The following is a 24,209-nucleotide window of genomic DNA, read 5'->3' on the forward strand; positions in this document are numbered from 1 at the left end:
TCAGACGTCGCTTTCGAGGATCTTGCGGATCTCCTCGATCGAGTACCACTGGTCGTTGGTGTCGGAGGCGTAGTGGAAGCCGTCCGGCACCGGTGTGCCGTCGGCGGGCGGCTGGTAGCCCCAGGTGGCGAGGTCCGGCTGGAGCACGAAACGGTTGCCGAGGGCGAGCGCGCGGCGGCCTTCCTCCGGGCTGATCATCTCCTCGTGCAGCTTCTCGCCGGGGCGCAGGCCGACGTCGTGCATGGCCGCGCCGGGCGCGATCGCCTCCGCCAGGTCGGTCACCTTCATCGACGGGATCCGCGGCACGTACAGCTCGCCGCCGGTCATCAGGTCGAACGAGTCGACCACGAACTCGACCGCCTCCGGCAGCGTGATCAGGAACCGGGTGCAGCGCAGGTCGGTGATCGGCAGCGGCTGGCCGCTCAGGTGCAGCGCGCGGAACTTCGGGATGATCGAGCCCCGGCTGCCCATCACGTTGCCGTACCGGACGACGCTGAAGCGGGTGTCGTACGCCGCGGCGTAGTGGTTGCCGTTGATGAACAGCTTGTCCGCGGTGAGCTTGGTCGCGCCGTACAGGTTGATCGGGCTGGACGCCTTGTCCGTGGACAGCGCCACGACCCGCTTCACGCCGGAGTCGATGGCCGCCTCGATGACGTTCTGCGAACCGACCACGTTGGTCTGGACGAACTCCCACGGGTTGTACTCACCGCTGTCCACCTGCTTCAGCGCGGCCGCATGGACGACGTGGTCGACCTTGTGCATCGCACGGTTCAGCCGGGCGCGGTCGCGGATGTCGCCGATGAAGAACCGCAGCCGCGGGTCGTCGCCGAACGACTGCCGGACCTCCCACTGCTTCAGCTCGTCACGGCTGAACACGATGATCCGCCGCGGGTTCAGGTGGGTCAGCGCGTGCCGTACGAAGCTCCGGCCGAACGACCCGGTACCTCCGGTGACCAGGATGTCGGAGCCGGTGAGGATTGACACGCGAGCGGGACCCTTCTGACGGACAGTTCCGAACCGCACACACGCGGTACGGATCTCGAAACAATAGCTGCCCCGTTCAGTACCTCCTCAATCCACTGTCTCAGCACCGCGACATCAAACGTACGCTGGGCCGAGTGAAACGCGTCGGGGTGCGGTGTGATGTGGGGCCGGGCCGGGGGATCGGGCACGTGATGCGCTGCCTGGCAATCGCGGAGGAGGTACGGCGGCGTGGGGTCGAGCTGGTGTTCGTGTGCGACGCGTACACCGTGCCGTGGGCGGCGGAGCAGATCGCCTCGCGCGGGATGGCGGTCGAACGAGCGGTGTGGAGCCCCGACGAACACGTGCAGCTCTTCAAGCGGCTGCAGCTCGACGCGGTCGTCTTCGACTCCTACGACCTCGACGCATCGGTCTACTCCGCGGTCCGGGCGAGCCTCCCGACGCTCGCGATAGTCGACGGCGACTTCCGCGGCGCCGAGGCGGACGTGCTGGTCGACCAGAACCTGGCCGCCGAGCTCGACCACCCGGACTTGCCGCGGGATGCCATCCGTCTCGCCGGCCTGCGGTACGTGATGGTCCGCGACGAGATCCTCGACCACCGGCCCGCCGCTGCGCCGGAGGACCGCACGAGCGCCGTACCGCGGGTGTTCGCGTTCTTCGGCGGCACCGACGCGTTCGGCGCCGGGCCGTACGTCGCCCACGCCCTGGCGGCGACCGGTCTGCCCTTCGAGGCCACCGTGGTCGCGCCGGCACCGGATCTCGCCGCGCGGATCGCCGCGGTCGAGCTGCAACCGCACCAGCGGCTCGACGTGATCGGCCCGACGGCACAGCTGGCGGCCCGCGTCCGCGACGCGGATCTGACCGTCAGCGCCTCCGGTACGTCGACGTGGGAGCTGCTCTGCCTCGGAGCGACCGCGGCGCTGGTGTGCGTGGTCGACAACCAGGTGATGGGCTACGAGCGCGCTGTCGGCACCGGCGCCGCCGCCGGCCTCGGCTTGTTGAGCGCTTTGCAGCAGGACAGATCGTCGGCGGATCAGGTGCTCGAGGGGCTGCTCGGCGATCCGGCCGAGCGTGGCCGCCTGGCGAGAGCGGGGTGGGAGCTGGTCGACGGCCGCGGGCGGGAACGAGTCGCCGACGCCCTGCTGCGCCTTATCTGAGCTCGTAGATCGTCGCGTCCAGCGTGGCGTGCCGCAGGCGGACGTAGTTGCGGAGCGCGGGTGACACTGTGCCGGCCCGGTGGTCGGCGTACAGCCAGCGCACGCCGGCCTGGCGCAGTCGCTCGATCGCGGCGGGCGTGGGCGCCTTGAACACGATGTCGTTGGCGACCAGCTCCTCGCGGTTCCAGTACGGGATGAGGCTCGGGTTGCCGTCGTTCTCGAGGGCGATCCGGTTCGCCTGGTTGGAGTACGACCAGCCCTCGATCAGGACCGGGCGCTCGGACAGCGCGGCGAGCCAGAAGTGCCGGCTGTCGCAGAGGCCGTCGCGCTCGATGATGCAGTGCGCGTTCGTCGCGACCAGGTCGCCCGGCGCGCTGTTCCGGCGCAGCCACTGCGCGGCGCCGGCCTCCGCCGCTGTCGCGCCGCCGCGGAACGGATGGGCGAAAACGAGGTTCGACGCCTTGTCCGACACGAACCCCTGCAGCGGCACGAGTGTCGCGCCGATCATGCAGGCCGCGACCGCGGCACCGATCAGCGCGACGAAGAAGCTGCCCGGCCGCCGGGACAGCTTCCAGCCGACGGCCACCACCACCGCGACGCCGGCTACGGCCGCGAAGGTCCACACCCACGGGCCCTTGATGCCGTGCAGGCCGGCCGATCGCGAGCGTGCGACCGCGAGCGCGACGAGGCCGAGGAGCCCGGCCGCGCCGACGAGCACCACGGCGCGCCGGTCCCCGAGCCGGCCGACCAGATTCGCGAGGCCGACGGCCGCGAGGACGGCGACGACCGGGAAGGCCGTCCGCAGGAAGTACAACTGACTGACGCCGGACTGGGTCGTCAGCACCGTGCCCAGCAGCCCGGCCACCGCGACACCCGCGAGGAACACGGCACCGGTGTCGCGCCATCGCCGGCCGAGGAAGAACAACCCCGACGCGGCCAGCGCCCAGCTTAGCAGAGTCGTTGCCCCGGACAACAACTGGGCGTGCGGGTTCGACACCAGCATCGGGTACGGCGCCAGCTGGACGAACGTCTCGAACGGCTTGATCCGCGTCCCCCACGTGCTCCCGCCGAAGATCGCGATCAACGCCGCCACGAACACCGTCAACGACAGCAACCCGCCGAGGAACGCCGGCCGCGTGCTCCGTCGTACCAGCCCCAGCTGCAGGAACGCGAAGGCGAACCCGGTGCCCACCAGCGGCAGGATCGTCGACTTCGACCCGGCCGCGATCAACGCGAGCAGGACGAGCAGCACCCACCGGCTCCGCGGCCTGCCGTCGGCCCGCAGCAGATCCACTGCCACCACGCAGAACGCGAGCGCGATCAGGACCCCGAGGTTCTGCGTCGGGCTCAGGTACGCCGCCACCGCGGTCGAGATCCCGCCCAAACCGGTGCTCGCGAGCGGCTGCACAGCTCCGCCGAGCCCGGCAACCAAGACCGCGAGCGGCCCGGCCCACGTGGCGCCTGACTCGGCGGTCGGCGCCAACCGGCCGGCCAGCGCGAACACGAGCCCGCACCCGGCGAGGAACAGCGGCAGCCAGCTCAGCGAATGGATCAGATCGGTCAGATCGATCCGCGTCCCCCACTGGGTCGCGGCGGTCGCCTGGTGGAAGAACGTGTGGTACTTCATCGGCTCGCCGCCGAGCCACAGCGTCGAGATCGGTACGTCGTACTTCGCGCTCGCTGCCAGGGCCTGCTGGAAGGCCAGGTCGGGGTAGGCGCGCAGCGGATCGGTGTACGCCGGCAGGAACTGCGCCGGGCCGCGCCGGTACACGATCAGCAGCACGACCGCGGTCGACGCCGCGAGCAGCCAGGCCTGCAGCGGGCGCACGGGTCGCTCGACCCGCCGCCAGACCCGGGCGCGGGCGTCACCGTCCACGAAGGTGATCACCAGGACGACCGGCGCCCAGACCCACGACCACGCCTGCAGCCCGACGGACGCGCTCGCCAGGTAGACCAGAACCTGCCCCGCCGTACCGACCGCGAATCCGGCCGAGAAGTCCTCCACCAGGTTGCGCCCGTACCCGCCGATCAGCCGCCACAGCGCGAACCCGGGCAGCGCGACCGCCACCACGGTGAACAGCACGAATCGGGCGACCTCGAAGACCGTCGCGTGCAGCACGAGCAGGACGATCGCCAGCACCACGACCGAGAGCCCGGCGACCAGACCGGACAGCGAAGGCCCCGCGGTCCGCGGCCCCCGCCGCCTCGCTTTCGCGCGCATGCCGTAACACTAATGTGAAATCAGTCGCACCACGAATGCAACGTGTCACTCCCTGTGAGACCCGGACGGCCCGGATGGCCTAAGCTCGACGGCCTATGAGTTGGTACGACGCGCTCGAAGCCGGCGAGCTGACCGTGCGGCCGTCCGTGGACGCCGCGAAGCGGTTCGGCGTCTCCATCGACCGGATGTCGGTGTCCGCCTCGGCCGGGACGCCGCTCGCCGACGTGCTGTCCGCGGTCGAGAAGTCGACCGCCGACGTGATCGTGCTGCGCTACCCGGCGCGCGAGACCACCTGGTTCGCGGCGCTCGCCGACGGTCCGCGCCGGGCGCTGCTGGCCGACACCGTCACCGCGTGGGCGCTGCCCGTTGGCAAGGGCCGCCGCCCGGCGCCACTGGCCGGTTTCACCGCGCAGGTCGAGCCCGACGTCGACGACGACCTGGTGGACGACGTGGTCGCGGACGTCTTCGGCGACTCCGGCAACCACTACTGCGCCGACCCGGCGTTCGACCGGGCGCTCGCACTGGCCGGCCGGCAGGAATGGGCCCGGCGGCGGATCGGTGCGGCGGGTGCCGTCGTACTGCGCGGACCGGACCGGCGGGTGCTGGCGCTGGCGGCCGTCGACGAGCAGCGGTCGTGGACCGAGATCCAGCTGGCCGGCGTCGTGCCGGCCGAGCAGGGCCGCGGCCGGTACGGTCACCTGCTCGCGGCGGTCGAGGACGCCTGTACGACACGACGCCTGGTCGTCACCACGCAAGCCCACCAGATCGGCATCCAGCGCATCTGGTCCCGGTACGGCTTCGAACCTGTGCATAACCTCCTGACGGTCCACCTCGTTGCCGCTACGTAGATCTTCGTAGCGACCGCGAGGGAGGGCCCACCGGAGTGACGCCGCGGTTGAGCGTTGTGGTGCCCTTCTACGGCGTCGGCGAGTATCTCGGTGACTGCCTGGACTCGATCGCGCGGCAGGCCTGGGCCGACTTCGAGGCGATCCTGGTCGACGACGGCTCGCCCGACGACAGTGCGGTCGTCGCGAAGGAGTTCTGCACCCGCGACCCGCGGTTCCGGCTGATCCAGCAGGACAACGCCGGCCCTGGTCCGGCCCGGGACGCCGGGATCCGCGAGGCCACCGGCGAGTACCTGGCGTTCGTCGACGGCGACGACCTGGTCTCGCGGTACGGCTTCGCCGCCCTGGTCCGGACCCTCGACCGCACCGGCTCGGACTTCGCCGGCGGCAACGCGCGGCGGTTCAACAACAGCTTCGGGGTCCGGCCGTCGTGGCTGCACAAGCAGCCGTTCGCGCGGGTCCGGCACGCCACGCACGTCACCGAGTTCCCCGACCTGGTCCTGGACCGGATGCTCTGGAACAAGGTCTACCGGCGGTCGTTCTGGGCCGAGCACGGCTACACGTTCCCCCCGATCCGGTACGAGGACTACCCGGTCGCGCTCGCGGCGCATCTGGACGCGGTGACCGTGGACACGATCACGCAGGCGGTCTACTACTGGCGCGAGCGGGAGTCGGGCGAGTCGATCACCCAGCAGAAGTTCCAGCTCGGCAACATCCGGGACCGGGTGACGTCGGCCGGGATGGTGATCGACCTGGTCGCGGACGCCGCGCCGGTGGTCCGCCGGCGGACGCACGCGCACCTCGCGCAGATCGACGTCCTCACGCTGATGTCCGCGTTCGGCGCGGTCCCGCCCGAGGACGAGCAGGCGCTCGTCGACCTGTCCCGCGAGCTGCTCGGCCGGCTCGACGAGGACGTTCTCGCAGCCACGCACCGGTACGACCGGATCCAGCACGCCGCGCTCCGGTCCGGCGACGTCGAGCTGCTCCGGCGACTCGCCGTCTTCCGGAATTCGGGCGGCCTCCGCGGCGGCGCGCGGGCCGTGTCGCGGCCGCGCCGGCAACGCCAGCTCGAGTACAACTACCCCGGCCTGGGCGAGTCCGCTGTGCCGCGGGCGCTGTACAAGCTCCGTGAGCAGGACCTGACCCTCGCGACGGGCGTGCGCGAGGTCAGCTGGGTCGACGGCAGGCTGTCGGTCAAGGGCACCGCGGAGATCCGGCACCTGGAGACGATGCGGACCTCGACCCTGCAGATCGCGCTGGCTGTCGGCGACACGTCGTACCCGCTGGACGTACGGCGGTATGCCGCGCTGGACCTGCACGGTGACCAGACGCTCGTCGGATTCGAGGTCCTGCTGGACCAGGAGCTGCTCAGCAAGTGCACCGGGTCGCCCGCACATTTCGAGGTGCGGATGCGGTCGGGCGGGCGGGAGCGGAAGGGCATGCTCGGCGGTCAGGGCCCGGGCAGTCCCGGGTGGCCGCCCGGCGCGTGGATCGACGCGACGAACTGGATCCAGCCCGGCCCGGGCAAGTACGGCTGGTTCTCGGTGCGGCGGCTGACGGACCCGAGCCGGTTGACCGCGGTCGAGCAGACCGGGGACGAGCTGGTGCTGCACGGCACGGCGTCGTTCGACGAGCCGCAGCTGTGCCTGAGCCGGCCGGTCGTCGGCGGCGAGGAAGAGGTCCCGTTGGAGATCGACGGGCGAGACTTCGTCGCGCGCGTGCCGGTCCGGGACATTCTCGCCGCGGCGAACCACGACGACCCCTTCGGTCAGCGGACGACCCGGGTGTTCCGCGTCCGCGGGCCCGAGGGCCAGCAGCGCGTGCTGCTGTGGACCGCGGGCGACGCAGCCGTCTCGTGCGTCGTGGACGATCGCGTGGTCACGCTGACCCGGTCGACCGGCGGTTACGTGAACCTGCACGAGGCACCGATCCGGACGACCGCCGTGGCTGCTGTCACCGACGGCGAGCAGTTGGTGGTGCGCGGTGCGGAGCGTGGCGACGTGACGTTCGCCTGGCGGCGGTACCTGGCCGATTCCGACGAGCATCTCGATGTCCCGTGCCGTCACACCCGCACCGCCGAGGGGTGGTCCGCGGCGGTCGACGTCGAGGCGCTGATCCCGGTGACCGCGGTGCAGGTCTCGGTCGATCCACTGGCCGCGCTGGCCGACTGGATCCTGTTCGCCACCGCTCCCGACGGTACGGCGCACGCCGTCCAGTGCGAGCCGTTCCTGTGCAGCAGGTTGCCCCTGGCAATCACGCGCGGGACGCACGCGCTCGCCGTCCGACCCCATGCCGGCACTCTGCACGTCGAGGTGCGCTGATGCATCATCACAACCATTACTACGGTCAGGCGCACATCCTCTCGCGGTACGCCGGCTTCGACTTCGACCACCCGCCGCGGCTGCGCGGATACCTGCAGCACGGGTGGAACATCGGCTGCGGCTGGAACCCGGTGCACGAGTTCTACGACGGCGCCTGGCGGTTCACCTGGAGCGATGCGCCGAAGCGCCGCGGGCACGCGCTGGGCCGGCGGAACTACCACAGCATCGGCGCCCCGTTCCTGTACCTGATGGACCTGGAGCCGGAGCCCGCTGTGTCGGACCAGGATGGGCCGGTCGAGCGCGAGGGCACGCTGTGGTTCCTCTTCCACGGGTGGGAGGGCGGCAAGATCCACGGCGATCACCAGCGGCTGATCGACGAGATCCGCGAGACCGAGCCCGGCCCGGTGACGTTCAGCCTGTACTACACCGAGTACGACCGGCCCGAGGTGCGCGGGTTCTACGAGGACGCGGGCTTCCGGGTGGTCTCGTTCGGGCGCCGCGGGTTCTCGTACGAGGGGACCGATCGGCGGTTCCTGTTCAAGCAGCTGGCCGAGCTGCGCAAGCACAAGCGGGTGGCCGCGAACCGGCTGTCGACGGCGATCTTCTACGGCGTCGCCGCCGGCTGCGAACCGGCGGTGTACGGCGATCCGATGGAGATGGACGGCGAGAACCCGCTGTTCGGCGGGCAGGGCCGGATCGAGCGGCTCTGGCCGGAAATGCTCGGAAAGACCGTCGACCTCGAAGCCGCCAGGGCCACCACCGACGTGGAACTCGGCAGGCCCTGGATGATGCCGGCCGCGGAACTGCGGAGCCTGTTCGATTGGAGAGAGCGTGTCTGAGGTTCAGGTGGTCCGCGGTGAGATGCAGCCGTTGACCGATCACACGACGCCGCGGCCGGCGCTCGCCGCGCTGCTCACCGACGTCGTGCCCGCCAACCGGCGGACGCTGATCCTCGGGCCGCATGCCCCGCAGCTGATCGAATCGGTGCTCGCGCATTCGGCGGACGTGTCGATCCTGGTCCGCTCGGTCGCCGACGCGCAGCAGTTGGCCGAGAACTTCGGCCCGTGCCTGCAGGTGATCGCGGGCGCGCTGGACGGACTCCAGGCCGAGCCGTACGACGTGATCATCGCGTCGGACGGTCTGGACCGGGTGCTGGGCTACGACAGCGCGGACCTGTCGTGGACCGCACGTCTGGAGGCGGTGCGCGCGCTGGCCGGTCCGGGCGCGGTCGTCGTCCTCGGGCTGGACAACGAGTTCTCGCTGGTCAATCTGCTGGACAGCAGGCCCGCGCACGAGCGGCACGGCGACGACGAGTGGCGTCCGCTTCACGACGACCCGACCCGGCCGGTGTCCGTCGACCAGTTCCGGGCCGCGCTCCCGTGGACCGCCGAGGTGTACGCCGACTTCGCGTCGCGCACCTTCGTCCGCGCCGATGTCGCCGCGGCGGCCCGGCCGGGCGAGCTGCCCACCCGGCTGGCGGTCGCCGCGGTGGAAACGGTCGACGTGCCGCTCCTGTCTCCCGCCCACGAAGGCATCGACACCGCCGCCCGCGCGGGCCTCCTCCCGGCCGTCCCGACCGGCTGGCTGGCCGTCGTCGGTGTCCGGACCCCGCACGACCTCTACGCCCAAACCGCCGACGCCGTTCTGACCGCCGGCCGGACGCTGACAGGCTGGGACATCGCTGTGACCGGCGATCCCGGTCCCTCGGCGGAGCTCCTGTCCTTCGACCCTGCGGTCGTGCCTGCGACGGTGCCGGCGGAGGTGTCGGTCGAGAGTGTGTTGTTCCGGCTCGCGGCCGCGGAGGATGTGCCGGCGTTCCGGAAGCTGGCGGCGGAGCTCGGCGAGTGGGTGACCGCCTCGCGGGTGATCGTGCGGTGGGACGACGTGATCTACGACGGCGAGTCCTTCGCACACGGTGTTTCGGGGTGGGTGACCGAGGAGGCCGTGCAGAAGGAGGATCTTCTCGCAGCAGCTTGGGTGCGGTTCCACGACCGGTTGGTCGGGCAGCATCGGCGGCATCCGTGGCCGCCGTGGATGGTCGGCGACGACCTGGTCTCCGCTTGGCTCGGCATGTCCGGGGTCGAGCCGCCCGAGCCGACGCAGGCCACGTCCCCCGACACCGTCCCGGCCACCGGCGAACAAGTTGCTCACGGCAAAGAGCTGGCCGACGCCCTGGCCGCCGTACTCGGGAAACCCGCCACGGCCGACGTCCGCACCAGCCTCGCCGAGGCCGAGGACGCCAAGCGCGAGCTGTTCGAACTGAAAGGCCACGTCTACGGCCTCGAGCGCACCCTCGGCTTCCGCAACAAGGCGATGAAGACCCGCGAGAACCGCATCCGCGAGCTCCGTGGTCAGCTCCAGCGGCTGACCACGGCCCACGACCGGATCCGCGGATCCCGCACGTACGCCGTCTCGCGGGTGATCTTCCACGCGGCCCAGGTCCGCAAGCCGAAGGTCGTCGCCCGCAAGCTGGCGCGCCGGATCCGGAAGCGGTGAGCGGGCCGCGCCTGAGCGTGGTAGTGCCGTTCTACGACGTGGGGGCTTACATCGGGGACTGCCTGGACTCGATCGCGCGGCAGACCTTCGGCGACTTCGAGGCGATCCTGGTCGACGACGGGTCGCCGGACGACAGTGCCGTGATCGCGAAGGAGTTCTGCGTCCGCGACTCCCGGTTCCGGATCGTCGAGCAGCAGAACGCCGGCCTGGGACCGGCGCGCAACACCGGCGTCGAGCACGCCACGGGGGAGTACGTCACGTTCGTCGACAGCGACGACCTGGTCACCCGGCACGGCTTCGGGATGCTGATCCGCGCACTGGACCGGACCGGCTCGGATTTCGCCGGCGGGAACGCGCGACGGTTCAACAACAGTTACGGCGTACGGCCGTCGTGGCTGCACGCGCAGGCTTTCACGGCCGACCGGCTGGCCACGCACGTGTCCGAGACGCCGCAGCTCGTGCTGGACCGGATGGTGTGGAACAAGGTGTACCGGCGGTCGTTCTGGGAGGAGTACGGCTACCGCTTCCCGGCGATCCGGTACGAGGACTATCCGGTGACGCTCAAGGCGCACCTCGACGCGGTCACCGTCGACACGCTCGCGGCGCCGGTGTACTTCTGGCGCGAGCGGGAGTCCGGCGACTCGATCACGCAGCAGAAGTTCCAGCTCGCGAACATCCGCGACCGGGTGGTCTCGGCCGGCCTGGTGCTGGACGAGGTCGAGGACGCGCAGCCGGAGATCCGGCGGCGGGTGCACGCGCACTTCCGGCAGATCGACCTGCACGCGATCCTCTCGGCCTTCGGCACGGTCCCGGCGGAGGAGGAGCAGCATCTGGTCGAGCTCACCATCGAGCTTCTCGACCGGCTGGACGCGGACGTGCTGGTGAACTCGCCCCGCGTCGCGCAACTCCAGTTCGACGCGTTGCGCGCCGGCGACCTCGGGCTGCTGCGCAAGGTCGCGCTCGACCCGGCCGCGGCGCAGGATCACCTGCAACTTGCGAAGACCGACCTGACGATGGCGACCGGCGTGCGCGAGGTGACCTGGATCGACGGCGACCTGTCGATCCGCGGCACCGCCGAGATCCGGCACCTCCAGTCGAAGCCGTCGAGCCTCCGGATCGACCTGGTGATCGCGGGCCGCAGCCACCGGCTCCCGGTCCGGCGCTACCCGGCGACGGACCTTCGCGGCGCGGAAAGCCTGGTGGGGTTCGAGGTTCGCGTCAGCCGGGAGCTGCTGGCCAGGTGTACGGCGGGCCCGTCGCACTTCGACGTCCGGCTGCGGGCCGGCGGGATCCGACGGCGGGACCTGCTGCGCGGGCAGAAGGCCGGCAGCCCGGGGTGGCCGCCGGGCGCGTGGATCGACGCGACGAACTGGATCCAGCCCGGTCCGGGCAAGGACGGCGCGTTCGCGGTCCGGCGGCTGGCGGATCCGTGCCGGTTGACGTCGGTCGAGCAGACGCCGGACGCACTGATCCTGCACGGCCGGTCGGCGTTCGACGAGCCGTCGTTGTTCCTCAGCCGGCCACTGTCCGGCGGCGAGGAGGAGTTGCCGCTCGAGGTGGACGGGCGGGACTTCACGGCGCGGTTGCCGATCGGGCCGATCCTCGCCGAGGTCAACCCGGACGACCCGTTCAGTCAGCGGACGACGCGCGCGTTCCGCGTCCGCGGGCCGCAGGGGCGCGAGCAGGTGCTGCTGTGGACGGCGGGCGACCGGCTGGTGTCGCATGCCGAGGGCGGTCGCGCGGTGATGCTGACCCGGTCGACCGGCGGGTACGTGAACCTGCACGAGTCGCCGATCCGGATGACCGCCACCGCCGCTGTTGCCGCAGGCACCATGTTGGTGGTGCGCGGGCCGGACTGGGGCGACGTCGACTTCAGCTGGCGACGGTACTTGCCGGACTCCGACGACCACGTCGACGTCCCGTGCCGCCGTACGGTCTCCGACGACGGCTGGGCCGCCGTGGTGGAGATGGCCGCCCTGGAGCCGGCCGAGTGGATCCTCTTCGCCACCCTCCCCGACGACACCGCCCACGCCGTCCAGTGCGAGCCGTTCCTGTCCAGCCGCCTCCCCCTCACCCTCAACCGCCCACCACACACCCTCACCGTCCGCCCCCTCGCCGGCACCCTCCACCTCGAAGTCACCTAGCACACCGCCCACCCCCAATTTGCCTGGTGAGCCAGGCAAATTGGGGGTTCTGCACTGATTATCAGGGTGCAGGACCCGGCATTTGCCTGGTCCACCAGGCAAATGTGGAGGCGGCGGCGGGCGGGTCAGCGGCGGGCGATGAGTAGTTGGTGGGTGACGGGCCAGTTGACGGGGTCGCCGCCGGGGGTGGTGATGGTGGCGACGGGGGCGATGCGGTTCGCGATCACCCAGTCGTTGCGCCAGGCGTTCGAGGCCGGGTCGATGATGAAGCCGGCGCGTTCGGCGATCGCGGACCAGCCGGCGAAGGTCAGGCCGCAGAACTGCTCGTGGGTCTCGCTCAGCCAGTTGTCGACGTAGTCCTTGCGGGTCAGGAAGTCCATCGCGTCCGCCAGCCGCAGCAGCAGCCCCTCGGCGCGGACTTCGTAGGAGAACGGGACGCGAGCGTTCCGCCGGAAGTCGTGGGCGAACTGGAAGAACCTCGCCCGCGTCGACAGCCCGCCGACGTACGCCGCGGGGTCGGCGAGCGCCTCGAGCTCCGCGACGCCGTCCGGGTTCTCGCCGTCGCTGTCGTCCAGCCGCAGGACGACGGGACGCTCGGGCTCGTCGGGTCCGCAGACGTCGGAGTTGATCCAGACGCCGTTTGGGGCGGTGTGCGCGAACAGCGCGTCGGCGAACCGCTGGACCGTGCCGGGCCGCGACCCGTCGGCGTACGACCAGATCTCGTGGGTGAGCGCGAGCGTCAGCGTGGTGTCGATCGACCGCGGTGGGAAGACGGCGGAGCCGAGCATGTTGCGCTGGTAGAAGTAGACGTTCGGGTTGCTGAAGAGGCCCTGCTCCTTCTTGTGCTCGCACTCGGCGAACAGGTGCCGCGCGACCTCGACACCGATCAGGTCCGACTCGTGGAAGCGCGGGTCGCGGTCCACGAGCTGCAGCGTCGCGCCGGTCGCGCAGCCGATGTCGAGGATCCGGCCGGGACGTACGAAGCCCTTGATCTGCAGCCATTTCCGCTCGGCCGCGGTCTCGAACGCGTCGGCGTACGTCTTGTAGTCGCGGGTCGTGGTGAGACCGCCGTCGTCGCCGACCACCGGGTCGTTCACGCAGCGGGCGACGTGTGCGTCCAGGGCGTACCGCTCGAACACGTCCACGGTCGCCGGATGCGCGAACTCCTTCCACTGCTCGTTGCCCGACGCAATCATCAGCAGCACGTCCCACGGCCGCGCCGTACCGTCGGGCTCGACGTCGATCACGGAGTACCCGAGCTGCTCGTACAACTTGCTGACCGCGGGCGTCGAACAGGCCACCAGCGTGTTCTGCGGCGTCAGCCGCACGAGATCGTCGGTGCCGGCCTCGATCGCCTTCACCGTCACCTCGGCGAACTCGTCGGTCGGCGGGGTGTCGACCACCCCGACCACCAGCGACCGGATCCCCTCCGCGACGCTGAACCGCTCGATCGCCGCCTCCCGCCGGTCGAACGCCACCGGGTTCCGCTTGGTCGTGCGGTGATTGGCCGACGTCACCGCCCAGACCACGGTCCGGTCCGCGTGCCGGCGCAGGAACTCGCCCTGGAACCGCGTCAGAACATGGTGCCGCCCGGGGAACAGCAGATACATCAGAGCAGGTCCCAGGTGAGTGGGGTGCCTGCCTTCGCGTCGGTGCGGAACGGGCGGCCCTCGACCTGGGTGAAGAGGTCGGGGGCAAGGCCACCGGCAGGGCGGATCGAGCGGACGTTCTCGAACGTGATCAGGTCGCCGGCCCGGACGTCCTGGGTGACGAAGAGCGAGCGTCGGAAGCGGAGGACGTTCTGCTCGGCCTGCTTCGGCCCGATGACGGGATCACCGAGCGACAGTTGCGCCACCCGGGTGCTCTCGACGAGCAGCTCGAGCTCCCACGGCTCCAGCGAGAACGCCGAGTCCACACCGCCGTCGACACGCTTCAGCGTCACGTGCTTCTCGATCACGGTCGCGCCGAGTGCGACCGCGGCCACCGCGGCGCCGATCCCCATCGTGTGGTCGGACAGCCCGACCTGTACGCCGAGTGCGTCGCGAAGGACCGGGATTCCGCGCAGGTTCGACTGCTCGGGCGGCGCCGGGTAGCTCGCCGTACAGGACAGCACGATGATCTGCTCGTTCCCCGTCGACCGCGCGGCCCGGACGGCGGCGTCGATGTCGGCGAGCGTCGCGGAGCCGGTGGAGATGATGATCGGCTTGCCGGTCTCCGCCATCCCGCGGACCAGCGGCAGGTCGCCGATCTCGTTCGAGGCGACCTTGTACGCCGGCACGTCCAGCTTCTCCAGGAAGTCGATCGCGGTGCTGTCGAACGCGGACGAGAACGCGACCAGCCCGAGCGACTTCGCCAGCTCGAAGATCGGCTCGTGCCACGCCCACGGCGTGTGCGCCTCCTCGTACAGGTCGTACAGCCGCGCCTCGCTCCACAGTTCGTGCTCCGCCGGCAGCCGGAACGCCGGCAGGTCGAGGTCGAGCGTCATCGTGTCCGCGGTGTACGTCTGCAGCTTGAGCGCCTGTGCACCGGATTCTGCGACCGCGCGGACGATGTCCAGCGCCCGCTCCAGGTCGCCGTTGTGATTTCCGGACATCTCCGCGATGACGAACGGCTGGTGATCGGGCCCGACCGCCACGCCGCCGATCTCGATGGTGCTCATGCTCTCCCCTGTGTCCTACGGTCCTGTTTACGCAGGCTGATCGGTATCACGGTGACCTCGCGCCCGTCGGCGTACCGCGTCTCCGGAGTGCCCTCGACGAATCGGAACCGCCGGTTCATCTGCCGGACCACCGCGTTGTGCTCGAGGACCTCGCCGGTGAGCACCTCGAGGCGGAGCTCGTCGAACGCGTACGCCGTGGCCTCGCGCATGATCTCGATCCACGCCGGCAGCGTCTCGCCGCGCTCGGCGAGCCCGTCCGCGTCCAGGAAGAATCCCCAGGCGCCGGTTGCTCCGTCGAGGTCGAAGAAGTTCACGACCCCGGCGGTGCCGCCGTCCCGCGTGTAGATCAGCACCCGCCGCGACCTGTCCGCGGACGTCTTCGCCCACCAGGCCGCGTGCTCGTCCGCGGTGATCTCGTGTGCGGTGATGCTGACGTCACGGTTCGCCTGCTGATTGCGCAGTCGCCGGATCGTGTCGACATCGTCCTCGGTCGCGGCGCGCAGCATGGTCCTAACCTAGCGTCTTCCCGGAAGGCCGCTGATGTGTAAACATCTTTCCACTTCACCGGAAAGAGTAGTCGGAGAGTGACATGAGAGTCTGGCGAGTGATGGGCGTTCTCGGCGTGACGGCGGGACTGATGCTGAGCGGTCTGACGGGTACGGCGTCCGCCGTGGAGACGGACGGGCAGCAGACGTGTGCGCCGAACGCGTCGACCCCGCTCCGGCAGTTCCGGGCGAGTTGGGTCGCGTCGGTGGTGAACATCGACTGGCCCTCGAAGACCGGGCTGACCGCCGCGCAGCAGCAGGCCGAGCTGATCGGTTGGCTCGACGACGCGGTCCGGCAGAACCACAACGCGGTCATCCTGCAGGTCCGGCCGACCGCGGACGCGTTCTGGCCGTCCAAGGTGGAGCCCTGGTCGAAGTATCTGACCGGCGTGCAGGGCGGCGACCCCGGCTACGACCCGCTGGCCTTCGCGGTCGCCGAGGCCCACAAGCGGAACCTCGAGTTGCACGCCTGGTTCAACCCGTACCGGCTGTCGATGGACACCAATATCAACGGCCTGCTGCCGACCCACCCGGCGCGGCAGCACCCGGACTGGGTCGTCTCGTACGGCGGGAAGCTGTACTACAACCCCGGCATCCCCGCGGCCCGGAAACTGGTCGAGGACGCCATCATGGACGCGGTCTCGAACTACGACATCGACGGCGTGCACTTCGACGACTACTTCTACCCGTACCCCGTCGCCGGCCAGGTCTTCGACGACGCGGCGACGTTCGCGCAGTACCCCGACGGCTACACCGATCTGAAGGACTGGCGGCGGCACAACATCGACCTGCTGATCCAGGAGCTCGGTCAGCGGATGCACGCGGCCAAGCCGTGGATCAAGTTCGGCATCTCGCCGTTCGCGGTCTGGCGGAACAAGGCCACCGACCCGGAAGGCACCGACACGACGGCCGGCGTGCAGACGTACGACGACCTCGCCGCAGACACCCGCAAGTGGGTCCGCGAGGAATGGATCGACTACATCGTTCCGCAGGTGTACTGGGCCGGCGGGTTCGCGCCCGCGGACTACAACAAGATCGTGCCGTGGTGGGCCGAGCAGGTCCGCGGCACGCACGTCCACCTCTACATCGGCGAGGCGACGTACAAGGTCGGCACGTCGGCGCAGTCGCCGGACTGGTCGGACCCGAAGGAGCTGAGCGACCACCTGGCGTTCGACAGCACGATCCCCGAGGTGAAGGGCAACATCTTCTTCTCCGCCAAGGACGTCCGCGCCGACCGGCTCGGCGCGACCACGCTGCTCAACAACACCTGGTACACGCGGCCGGCGCTGATCCCCGCGATGCCGGCCCTCGACGGGCGGGCGCCGCTGCCGGTGCACGCGGTCCACGCGGAGCGCACGAGTGACGGCGTCCAGCTGCAGTGGTCCAGGACCTCGAACGACACCACGTCGTACGCGATCTACCGCCGGGAGCTCCGCGGCGGCGACCACTGCCCCGACAACGACGCCCGCAACCTGATCGCCACCGTCCGCTCCACGGGCGCCGCCCAGTCGTACGTCGACACCACCGCCACGCCGGGCACGGCGTACATCTACTCGGTGACCGCGCTCGACCGGCTCGCCAACCAGAGCATCGCGATCCCGGCGGTCACTGTCCGCTGAACCGGCTACGGGGTGGTCGTCGGTCCCGGCGTGGTCGTGAACTGCGCCGGGACCGGGGTGGTCGTGACCTGCGTCGGGACGGGAGTGGTCGGAAAGCTGCCGGTGGTCGGCAGCGGACCGGTCGGGAACGGCTGTGTCGGCTGCGTCTGACCGGGTGACGGAGCCGCGGTCGGCACCCCTGGAGACTGCGAGCCGGTCGGGAAGCTCGGCGTACCGGTCGGGAAGCTCGAGGTGTTCGTCGGGCTCGTCGTCGGCGACGGGGTCTTCGTGGGGAACGGGGTCTCGGACGGCGGCGGAAAGACCTGGTAGACCCGGACGGTGCCCAGCTGGAACCGGAGCTCGGTCAGCTTGTCCAGGTTCTTCGGCGCCGCGCCGACCCGCTCGTCCAGCAGCAGCCAGTGCACGCCGTACTTCGTGCGCAGCGTCTCGATCACCTGGCGGCTCGGGTTGCTGAACACCTCGTCGTTCAGCCGCAATTGTTCCTGGTCCCAGTACGGTCCCTGCACGCCCGCGGGGTAGGTGTCGTCGACCCGCGTCCGGTACGCCCAGCCTTCGACGAGCACGCGGCGTTCGGCGTACCCGGCGATCCAGTACGAACCGGTCCCGCAGTGCGAGGCCCGCGGCTGGTGGCAGTGCAGGTTCGTCGCGATCCGGTCGTTCGAGCCGGAGTTCCGCCGGATGAACTGCGCCGCCTCGATCCCGCCGGGAGCGATCGACTCGTACGACGTCAGCGGTGGTTCCGCGAACCGCCGGACGGACGCGACCGTCGGCGACACCGTCGTCCCGACGAGGACCGCGACCGCGATCACCGCCCAGGTCCGCCGGGAGCCGCGCAGGATCAGCCCGAACACGCCGATCCCGAGCACCGCGATCACCAGCGCGACGGCGAGGCTCTGCCCGAAGCAGCCGGCCGTCGTGCACGATCTCGGCGACCGTTCGCGGCCCCAGTAGATCGCCGCGGCCCCGATCAGCAGCGCGACCCCGGCGATCCAGAACTGCCGGCGCTCGAGCGATCCCAGTCCCCAGGTCGCCAGCAGGACGCCGAACACGAAGCCGGTCCGCACGAAGAACAGTTGGGTCTCCCCACGATCTGCCAGCAACGACGCGCCCAGCACCGCCGCCGCGAATCCGGCCACCAGGAAGACCGGCATCGGATCCCGGGTCACCCGCCGCCTGATCAGCAGCGCGCCGGCCAGCGGCATGACCCACCCGATCACGATCACCACCGCGATGATCGGGACCGCGGAGCCGCCGCCCATCCGGTCCGCGAGGCTCTCGAAGGTCGCACCCGGATCGAACCGCACGCTCGACGCGGCACCCTGCAGGACGAGGAAGAACGTCGCCGTGTACGCCGCCGCGACGCCGACCCCGAGCACCAGCGCACGCAGGTTCACCCGCCCGGCCCGCACCGTCAGGTAGATCCAGGCGACCGCGAGCCCGGCCGCGTACACAGGCAGCGTCGTCGCCTTCGTCAACGCCAGCGCGGCGATCAGCACACCCGCCGCGACGAACAGCCGGAACAACTGACCGCGCGTCGTCCCCGGCCGTCGACGGAGCAGCAGCGTCGTCACCGCGATCAACGGCAGCAACAGCACCGTCGAGAATGCCTGCGGCGGATTGGTCAGCTCGCCCAGCGAGAACGGCCCGTCCGCGAACACCCGATCCGACACCGTCCACGGCCAGGCGACCAGATCGCCGCCGGCCACCACGAGCCCGGCCGCGATCGGAGCGGCGACCGCTCGCCCGGTCAGCAGCATCCCGACCGCGGCCGCGCCCAGCGCGGTCAGCAGGATCCAGGCGAACGGCACCATCCGGTGCGTCAGCACGTCGAGCGGCACGCTGGTGATCCAGTGCACGGACGCGATGTGGTCGTACGCCGCCCAGTGACTCGTCAGCCACCCGCCGTCGGCGTACGGGACCCGCGGCGGGAAGTGGTGCGTGACCTCACCGGCCAGCGCGAGGTTGTGCGGAGTGTCCGAGTCCGGCCGCAGCGCCTGTGCGCCGTTCAGCGGTATGAGCTGCGAGCCGACCCGCACGAACCACGCGGCCGCGACGCCGACCGCGACCATCATCCCGGCCAGCGACCACCAGGGCGTCGGTCGTTCGGGCAGCGTGCGACGCGGCAGCGCGCGCCACATGCCGAACGCCAGCGCCGGCATCAGCAACGCCGCGAACGGCATCGCGAACAGCATCCCGATCGGGTAGAGCAGCGCCTCGACGGCCAGCCCGAACGCCGTACCGAGGATCACGTCCGCGGACAGCCAGCCGACGCCGCCGGTCAGCCTCCGCCAGAACATCGTGCCCGGGACGACGACCACGACCAGCAGATAGGCGAGGTAGGCGGCCGGCATCCACGGCGGGTGCTCCTGCAGCGCCACGAACCATGCCAGTGGGAGCACGGGCAGACTCGCCGCCGCCGCGGTCCGTATGCCCCGTCCGGTCGCACGCCGCCGGCCCGCTCTGATCATCGGCAAAGTGTATGAGTCCGCCATGTCGCGCTCGCGGCCGGTGAGCCGTTTACCGGCGACCGCTTCCCGTTTACACTCGGTAATCTCCCAGCCTCGGAGCGTTCGGGAGGGTCCGATGGTCGTTCAGCACATCGCCGGACTGCCGGTCGAGGAGGTTCTGCTGGCGGCGTTCGCCGCTGCGGCGCCGGCGATCACCTTGGTCGCGCTGGAGATCAGGAGCCGGTTCAAGCGATTGCTGGACCGCCGGCACTCAGCAACCCCGGGAGGAGCGTCGGCGCGAGGCTCGGCTGAGCGTGACGGCTCCGGCGCCCGGACGGTTGGTGAGCGCGGGACGTCCGGCGCTAGGCTTCGGGACTATGAGTTCGGTGGATCGGAGTCGGGTCAGGGAGTTGATGGGTGAGGTGATGACGGCACAGGGCCGGGCATTACCGGCCGACGACACGGCGGACCTGCGCGAGATCGGGTTCCGGTCGCTGGACTTCTCCGAGCTGGCCCTCCGGGTGGAGGACGAGCTCGGCGACGAGCTGAACTTCGATGCCCCTGGGCTGCGCCGGATCGCGACGGTCGGCGACGTACTGGACTTCATCGAGCAACTCCAGTCGGCGTGAGCAGCCGGCGCCGCACCACCGCGCTGATCGGCGACGACAACACCGTGGTCGTCGCCGGCAAGCGCCTGACCTGGCGGACGCTCCACAAACTGCCGCAGCTGCCCTCGCCCGCGGCCGTTCTGGTGGACAACGGCGCCGACGCGCTGGCCGCCCTGCGCCACCACGCGGTGCACGGCACGGAGCTGCTCGTCGCCACCGAATCGCGCGTTGACGAGCGCATGCGCGAGGAGCTGGGCGAGTCCGGGTTCGCGGTCGTCCTGCCCGATGGGGCAGTCACACCAGCCAGGCTGAAGCGCGTCGAGGAGTCAGGGCGGGCCTGGCTGCTCACCTCAGGCTCCACCGGCCGTCCGAAGCGCATCGGCCACACGCTCGAGTCGCTGACCACGGTCACCGCCGACCAGCCGCCGCGGACCTGGCTCCTGCCGTACTCGCCCGGGACGTACGCCTGGTGGCAGGTCGTCACGCTCTCGCTGACCCAGGCCGACCAAGGCCTGGTCGTGATCGAGCCGCACGAGCTCGAGAACTGGCCCGCGATCGCCGCCGAACACGGCGTCACGGCCGCCTCGGGTACGCCGACCTTCTGGCGGCAGGCGATCTACCGGGACGCCGACGCGCTCGCCGGCGTACCACTGGAGCAGATCACGCTCGGCGGCGAGCCGGTCGACCAGGCGATCCTCGATCAGCTCCGGGAGCTCTTCCCGGCCACGCGGATCTCCTGGATCTACGCGTCCTCGGAGGTCGGCGCCTCGATCGTGGTGCACGACGGCAAGGCCGGATTCCCCAGGGCCTGGCTGGACCGCGACCCGCACCCGGAGCGCCCGGTGGTCAGCGTCGACGGCGACGAGCTCGTCATCCGCTCACCGCACCACGGAGCCGGCCTGGTCGGGGCGGTCCGCACCGGTGACCGGGTCGAATTCGACGGCGACCGGGTGCTGATCACCGGCCGCCTGGACACCGACGAGATCAACGTCGGCGGGTCCAAGGTGTCGGCGGGCGTCGTCCGCAACGTGCTGATGGGCCATCCCGGCGTGTCCTGGGCGCGGGTGTTCGCGCGCAAGGCCCCGCTGGTCGGCCGGATGGTCGCGGCCGAGGTCGTCCCGAACCGGTCCCTCGGCCCGATCACCGACGCCGACCTGGTGCAGTGGTGTTCGACCCGGTTGCCGGACTACGGCGTACCGCGGCGGATCAGGTTCCTCGACGAGATCCCGCAGAAGGAAACCCTGAAGAGCGATGTCTGACGTCACCACAGTCCCGCCGGCCTCGGTCGTGCTCGTGTCGGGCGGTTCCCGCGGCCTCGGCCTGGCGATCGTCACGGACCTGCTCGCGGCCGGCCTGAAGGTCGCCGCGTTCGCCCGGACGGTCACGCCCGAGCTGACGGCACTCGGCGAGAAGTACCCCGAGCACCTGTTCTACGGGTCCGTCGACGTCAACGACACCGCGGCCGGACAGGCGTTCGTCCGCGAGGTCGAGAATGCCCTGGGACCGATCGATGCCTTGGTCAACAATGCGGCGATCGGCCAGGACTCCTTGCACGTCCACACGTCCGCGGAGCACCTGGCCGAGATCATCCAGACGAACCTGACCGCACCGCTGGTGCTGACCCGCTTCGTCCTGCGCCGGATGCTCGCCAAGGGCCTAAAGGGCCGGATCGTCAACATCACCTCGATCTGCGCGCAACGCGGCTACCCCGGCCTGGTCGCCTACTCGGCCACCAAGGGCGGGATGGACGCGGCCACCCGGTCACTGGCCCGTGAACTCGGTGGCCGCATCCTCGCCAACGCGATCGCCCCGGGGTTCTTCGCCTCGGAGATGTCGGCCGTCCTCGGCCAGACCCAGCTCGACCAGATCGTCCGCCGAACCCCGACCGGCCACCTGACCGAGCCGGAGGACGTCCTGCCGCTGGTCCGCATGCTGCTGCTGGACAACACCAACATCAACGGCCAGGTCCTGGTCGTGGACGGCGCCGCCTCGATCTAGGGCTCGTAGATCGCCCACAAATCCTCGTTTCGAGTGGTAGCCGTGGGTTTGTTCCGTGCTGATGTACCTACGGCAGAACGTCGGTCAGACCGGACGCGTGGAGATGTACGGCGTCAGCCGGCCGACCGGGTCGCGGATCTACCGCTCGATCATGCCGGGCAGAAGAGTTGGAGTCACCACAAAGTCAACTCTTCACCCCGGGTAGGTTGATCCACTCGACCCTGCACTCGGACCAGCGCCGCGCCGGGCGACCGCGCGAAGGGCATACAAAGCATGGGCCAGTCGTCGGAGGGGTCAAGTCCTGTGGAGTGGTGTATGACGTTTGGTCCTTCGTTGTTGTGTGGTTAGGCGCTGATGGTGGCTGTGGTGTCTTCCTGGGGAGCGGTGCTGGTGATGAGGGTAAGCCGGCTGCGGTGGAGGGGGCCCTGACCCCGGTTCTTGGACACGCTGAATCCAGCATCTGCTGGAGAAGCGAGAAGATTGAGAACTATGGCCCGTAAGAACTACTCCGAGCAGTTCCGTCGGCAGGCCGTCGACTTGTTCGAGTCCACCCCGGGCGCGACGCTGAAGGGCATCGCGGCTGATCTCGGGATCGAGCGGACGACCCTGAAGCGCTGGGTCGACCAGTACGGCACGGGCAAGCAGACGACCGCCGATGGGACCACGACCACCCGCCGCGCGAACAGCCGAGGAAGCGGCTTGCAGCCGGCCTCGGGCCCGGAGACGCCGGAGGAGAAGATCGCCCGTCTCGAGGCCGAGAACGCCGCGTTGCGCGCGGAGAAGACCAAGCTCAGCACCGAGCGGGAGATCTTGCGCCAGGCGGCCAAGTATTTCGCCGGGGAGACGCGCTGGTGACCCGCTTCCAGTTCGTCGCCGACCACTGTGCCACCTTCGCGGTGAAGCGGTTGTGTGAGCTCGTCGAGATCGAGCGATCGTCGTACTACGCCTGGCGCAAGGCAGCCCCGGTCCGCGAGGCCCGCGCCGCCGCAGACGCGCATCTCGCCGGACGGATCAGGGCCGTTCACGGCGAGGACAACACCGTCGGTGCGCGGCGGGTGACCGCGGAGCTCAACGACGGCGTTCCCGCTGATCAGCGGGTCAATCACAAGCGGGTCGCCCGCGTCATGCGCGAGCACGGCATCCGCGGCTACCAGCGCAAGCGGCGGGTGAAGACCACGATCCCCGAGCCGGCCGATCGCAAGGTGCCCGACCTGCTGAACCGCGATTTCGCCGCCGAGGCCCCGAACCTCCGCTATGTCGGGGACATCACCTACCTGCCGCTTGCCGATGGCAACAACCTCTATCTGGCCACGGTGATCGACTGCTACTCACGCCGCCTGGCCGGCTGGGCCGTCGCCGACCACATGCGCACCGAGCTCGTCACCGACGCCCTCAAGGCCGCCCAGGCCACCCGCAGCAGCCTGGGCGGCCTCGCTGGAGCCGTCTTCCACAGCGATCACGGGTCGGTCTACACCTCCAAGGACTACGCCCGGCTCTGCAGCCAAGTCGGAGTCACCCAATCCATGGGAGCCGTCGGGACCAGCGCCGACAACAGCCTCGCCGAATCGTTCAACGCCACCCTCAAACGCGAGGTTCTCCAAGACCACAACACCTGGCCCGATGAGACCACCTGCCGCCGCCAGGTCTTCAGATGGCTGGTCCGCTACAACACCCGCCGCCGGCACTCCTGGTGCAGCTACCAATCCCCGAACACCTACGAGACCAGCTACACCGCTACCCTCTCGGCAGCGGCATAAACCACCACCGTGTCCAAGAACCGGGGGTAAGGCCCAGGGCGTCGAGGCCGAGGTAGCGGCGTCCGTCGGCCCATTCGTCGTGCTGTTCGGCCAGGACGGCGCCGACGAGCCGGATGATCGAGGGGCGGTCGGGGAAGATGCCGACGACGTCGGTGCAGCGGCGGATTTCGCGGTTGAGTCTCTCGTTGGGGTTGTTGGACCAGATTTGGCGCCAGACGTCGCGTGGGAACGCGGTGAAGGCCAGCACTTCGTCGCGAGCGTCGTCGAGGTGGGCGTGAACGTCGGGCAGGGTGTGTGCTCGGTCTGGTCGAGGAGTTTGATGCCCCTATGGATGTCAAGCGGCTGTGGCGGCTGTTGAAGGCGATCGTCTGGAGGTAATGATGTCGCGGTAGATCTGGCGGGCGATGTAGC

General features: G+C 70.1%; 17 protein-coding genes and 1 pseudogene. 11 read left to right on the forward strand and 7 right to left on the reverse strand.

Annotated features, from left to right (window positions below):
• Entirely contained in the window at positions 1–984 is a 984-nt protein-coding gene (gene pseB / locus ABZX12_RS41965; protein ID WP_355701069.1) for a UDP-N-acetylglucosamine 4,6-dehydratase (inverting), read from the reverse strand.
• Positions 985–1,118: 134 nt separating this feature from the next.
• Between pseB and ABZX12_RS41970 the strand changes: the two genes are divergently transcribed.
• Positions 1,119–2,138, forward strand: a complete 1,020-nt coding sequence (locus ABZX12_RS41970; RefSeq protein WP_355701070.1) for a spore coat protein — start codon at positions 1,119–1,121, stop codon at positions 2,136–2,138.
• On the opposite strand, the gene ABZX12_RS41975 is transcribed toward ABZX12_RS41970, so the two are convergent.
• Positions 2,131–4,359, reverse strand: coding sequence for a hypothetical protein (locus ABZX12_RS41975; RefSeq protein ID WP_355701071.1), 2,229 nt, complete (start codon positions 4,357–4,359; stop codon positions 2,131–2,133). The two genes, ABZX12_RS41970 and ABZX12_RS41975, sit on opposite strands and share 8 nt — an antisense overlap.
• A gap of 95 nt (positions 4,360–4,454) precedes the next feature.
• On the opposite strand from ABZX12_RS41975, the gene ABZX12_RS41980 reads away from it, so the two are divergent.
• Genes ABZX12_RS41980 through ABZX12_RS42000 form a run of 5 tightly spaced genes read left to right on the forward strand, consistent with a single transcriptional unit; the run spans position 4,455 to position 12,165 of the window.
• Positions 4,455–5,207 carry an N-acetyltransferase gene (locus ABZX12_RS41980; RefSeq protein ID WP_355701072.1) on the forward strand — a complete coding sequence of 251 codons (753 nt, stop codon included), beginning with the start codon at positions 4,455–4,457 and terminating at the stop codon, positions 5,205–5,207.
• Positions 5,208–5,242: 35 nt separating this feature from the next.
• On the forward strand, positions 5,243–7,525 hold the full coding sequence (locus tag ABZX12_RS41985) for a glycosyltransferase (protein WP_355701073.1): 2,283 nt from the start codon (positions 5,243–5,245) through the stop codon (positions 7,523–7,525).
• A complete protein-coding gene (locus ABZX12_RS41990) occupies positions 7,525–8,364 on the forward strand; it encodes a hypothetical protein (protein WP_355701074.1) in 840 nt (279 codons plus the stop codon). The genes ABZX12_RS41985 and ABZX12_RS41990 overlap by 1 nt, the downstream gene beginning before the upstream one ends.
• Positions 8,357–10,021, forward strand: coding sequence for a hypothetical protein (locus ABZX12_RS41995; RefSeq protein WP_355701075.1), 1,665 nt, complete (start codon positions 8,357–8,359; stop codon positions 10,019–10,021). The genes ABZX12_RS41990 and ABZX12_RS41995 overlap by 8 nt, the downstream gene beginning before the upstream one ends.
• Positions 10,018–12,165 carry a glycosyltransferase gene (locus ABZX12_RS42000; protein WP_355701076.1) on the forward strand — a complete coding sequence of 716 codons (2,148 nt, stop codon included), beginning with the start codon at positions 10,018–10,020 and terminating at the stop codon, positions 12,163–12,165. The genes ABZX12_RS41995 and ABZX12_RS42000 overlap by 4 nt, the downstream gene beginning before the upstream one ends.
• A 125-nt stretch (positions 12,166–12,290) precedes the next feature.
• On the opposite strand, the gene ABZX12_RS42005 is transcribed toward ABZX12_RS42000, so the two are convergent.
• From ABZX12_RS42005 to ABZX12_RS42015, 3 genes are read right to left on the reverse strand one after another with little or no spacing between them, the layout of a single operon-like run.
• Complete coding sequence (locus ABZX12_RS42005) at positions 12,291–13,775, reverse strand: class I SAM-dependent methyltransferase (protein ID WP_355701077.1); 1,485 nt, start codon at positions 13,773–13,775, stop codon at positions 12,291–12,293.
• Entirely contained in the window at positions 13,775–14,824 is a 1,050-nt protein-coding gene (gene pseI, locus ABZX12_RS42010) for a pseudaminic acid synthase (RefSeq protein ID WP_355701078.1), read from the reverse strand. Before pseI ends, ABZX12_RS42005 begins: the two co-directional genes overlap by 1 nt.
• Complete coding sequence (locus ABZX12_RS42015; RefSeq protein ID WP_355701079.1) at positions 14,821–15,330, reverse strand: GNAT family N-acetyltransferase; 510 nt, start codon at positions 15,328–15,330, stop codon at positions 14,821–14,823. Before ABZX12_RS42015 ends, pseI begins: the two co-directional genes overlap by 4 nt.
• A gap of 83 nt (positions 15,331–15,413) precedes the next feature.
• On the opposite strand from ABZX12_RS42015, the gene ABZX12_RS42020 reads away from it, so the two are divergent.
• Entirely contained in the window at positions 15,414–16,988 is a 1,575-nt protein-coding gene (locus tag ABZX12_RS42020) for a family 10 glycosylhydrolase (RefSeq protein ID WP_355701080.1), read from the forward strand.
• 5 nt (positions 16,989–16,993) lie between these two features.
• Here ABZX12_RS42020 and ABZX12_RS42025 read toward each other — a convergent pair whose 3' ends face one another.
• On the reverse strand, positions 16,994–19,456 hold the full coding sequence (locus tag ABZX12_RS42025) for a hypothetical protein (RefSeq protein WP_355701081.1): 2,463 nt from the start codon (positions 19,454–19,456) through the stop codon (positions 16,994–16,996).
• Between the two features lie 392 nt (positions 19,457–19,848).
• Between ABZX12_RS42025 and ABZX12_RS42030 the strand changes: the two genes are divergently transcribed.
• The 4 genes from ABZX12_RS42030 (at position 19,849) to ABZX12_RS42045 (ending at position 23,798) form a co-directional block, all read left to right on the forward strand.
• The gene (locus tag ABZX12_RS42030; RefSeq protein WP_238350281.1) at positions 19,849–20,064 is read left to right on the forward strand and encodes an acyl carrier protein; all 216 of its coding nucleotides are present in this window, start codon (positions 19,849–19,851) and stop codon (positions 20,062–20,064) included.
• Entirely contained in the window at positions 20,061–21,302 is a 1,242-nt protein-coding gene (locus tag ABZX12_RS42035) for a class I adenylate-forming enzyme family protein (protein WP_355701082.1), read from the forward strand. The genes ABZX12_RS42030 and ABZX12_RS42035 overlap by 4 nt, the downstream gene beginning before the upstream one ends.
• Entirely contained in the window at positions 21,295–22,041 is a 747-nt protein-coding gene (locus ABZX12_RS42040; protein ID WP_355701083.1) for an SDR family NAD(P)-dependent oxidoreductase, read from the forward strand. The genes ABZX12_RS42035 and ABZX12_RS42040 overlap by 8 nt, the downstream gene beginning before the upstream one ends.
• A 489-nt stretch (positions 22,042–22,530) precedes the next feature.
• Positions 22,531–23,798 (forward strand): IS3 family transposase gene (locus ABZX12_RS42045; RefSeq protein ID WP_355701084.1). Its coding sequence is split into 2 segments (ribosomal slippage): positions 22,531–22,882 and positions 22,882–23,798, totalling 1,269 coding nucleotides; the frame shifts between segments, so codons are not numbered across the junction.
• Here the strand turns inward: ABZX12_RS42045 and ABZX12_RS42050 are convergent.
• Positions 23,776–24,087, reverse strand: a pseudogene (locus tag ABZX12_RS42050) (transposase); the annotation flags it as partial. The gene ABZX12_RS42045 and the pseudogene ABZX12_RS42050 overlap by 23 nt on opposite strands.
• Positions 24,088–24,209 lie beyond the last annotated feature (122 nt).

Origin of the sequence: Kribbella sp. NPDC003505 (genome assembly GCF_040610875.1) — a bacterium.
Classification (GTDB): domain Bacteria; phylum Actinomycetota; class Actinomycetes; order Propionibacteriales; family Kribbellaceae; genus Kribbella.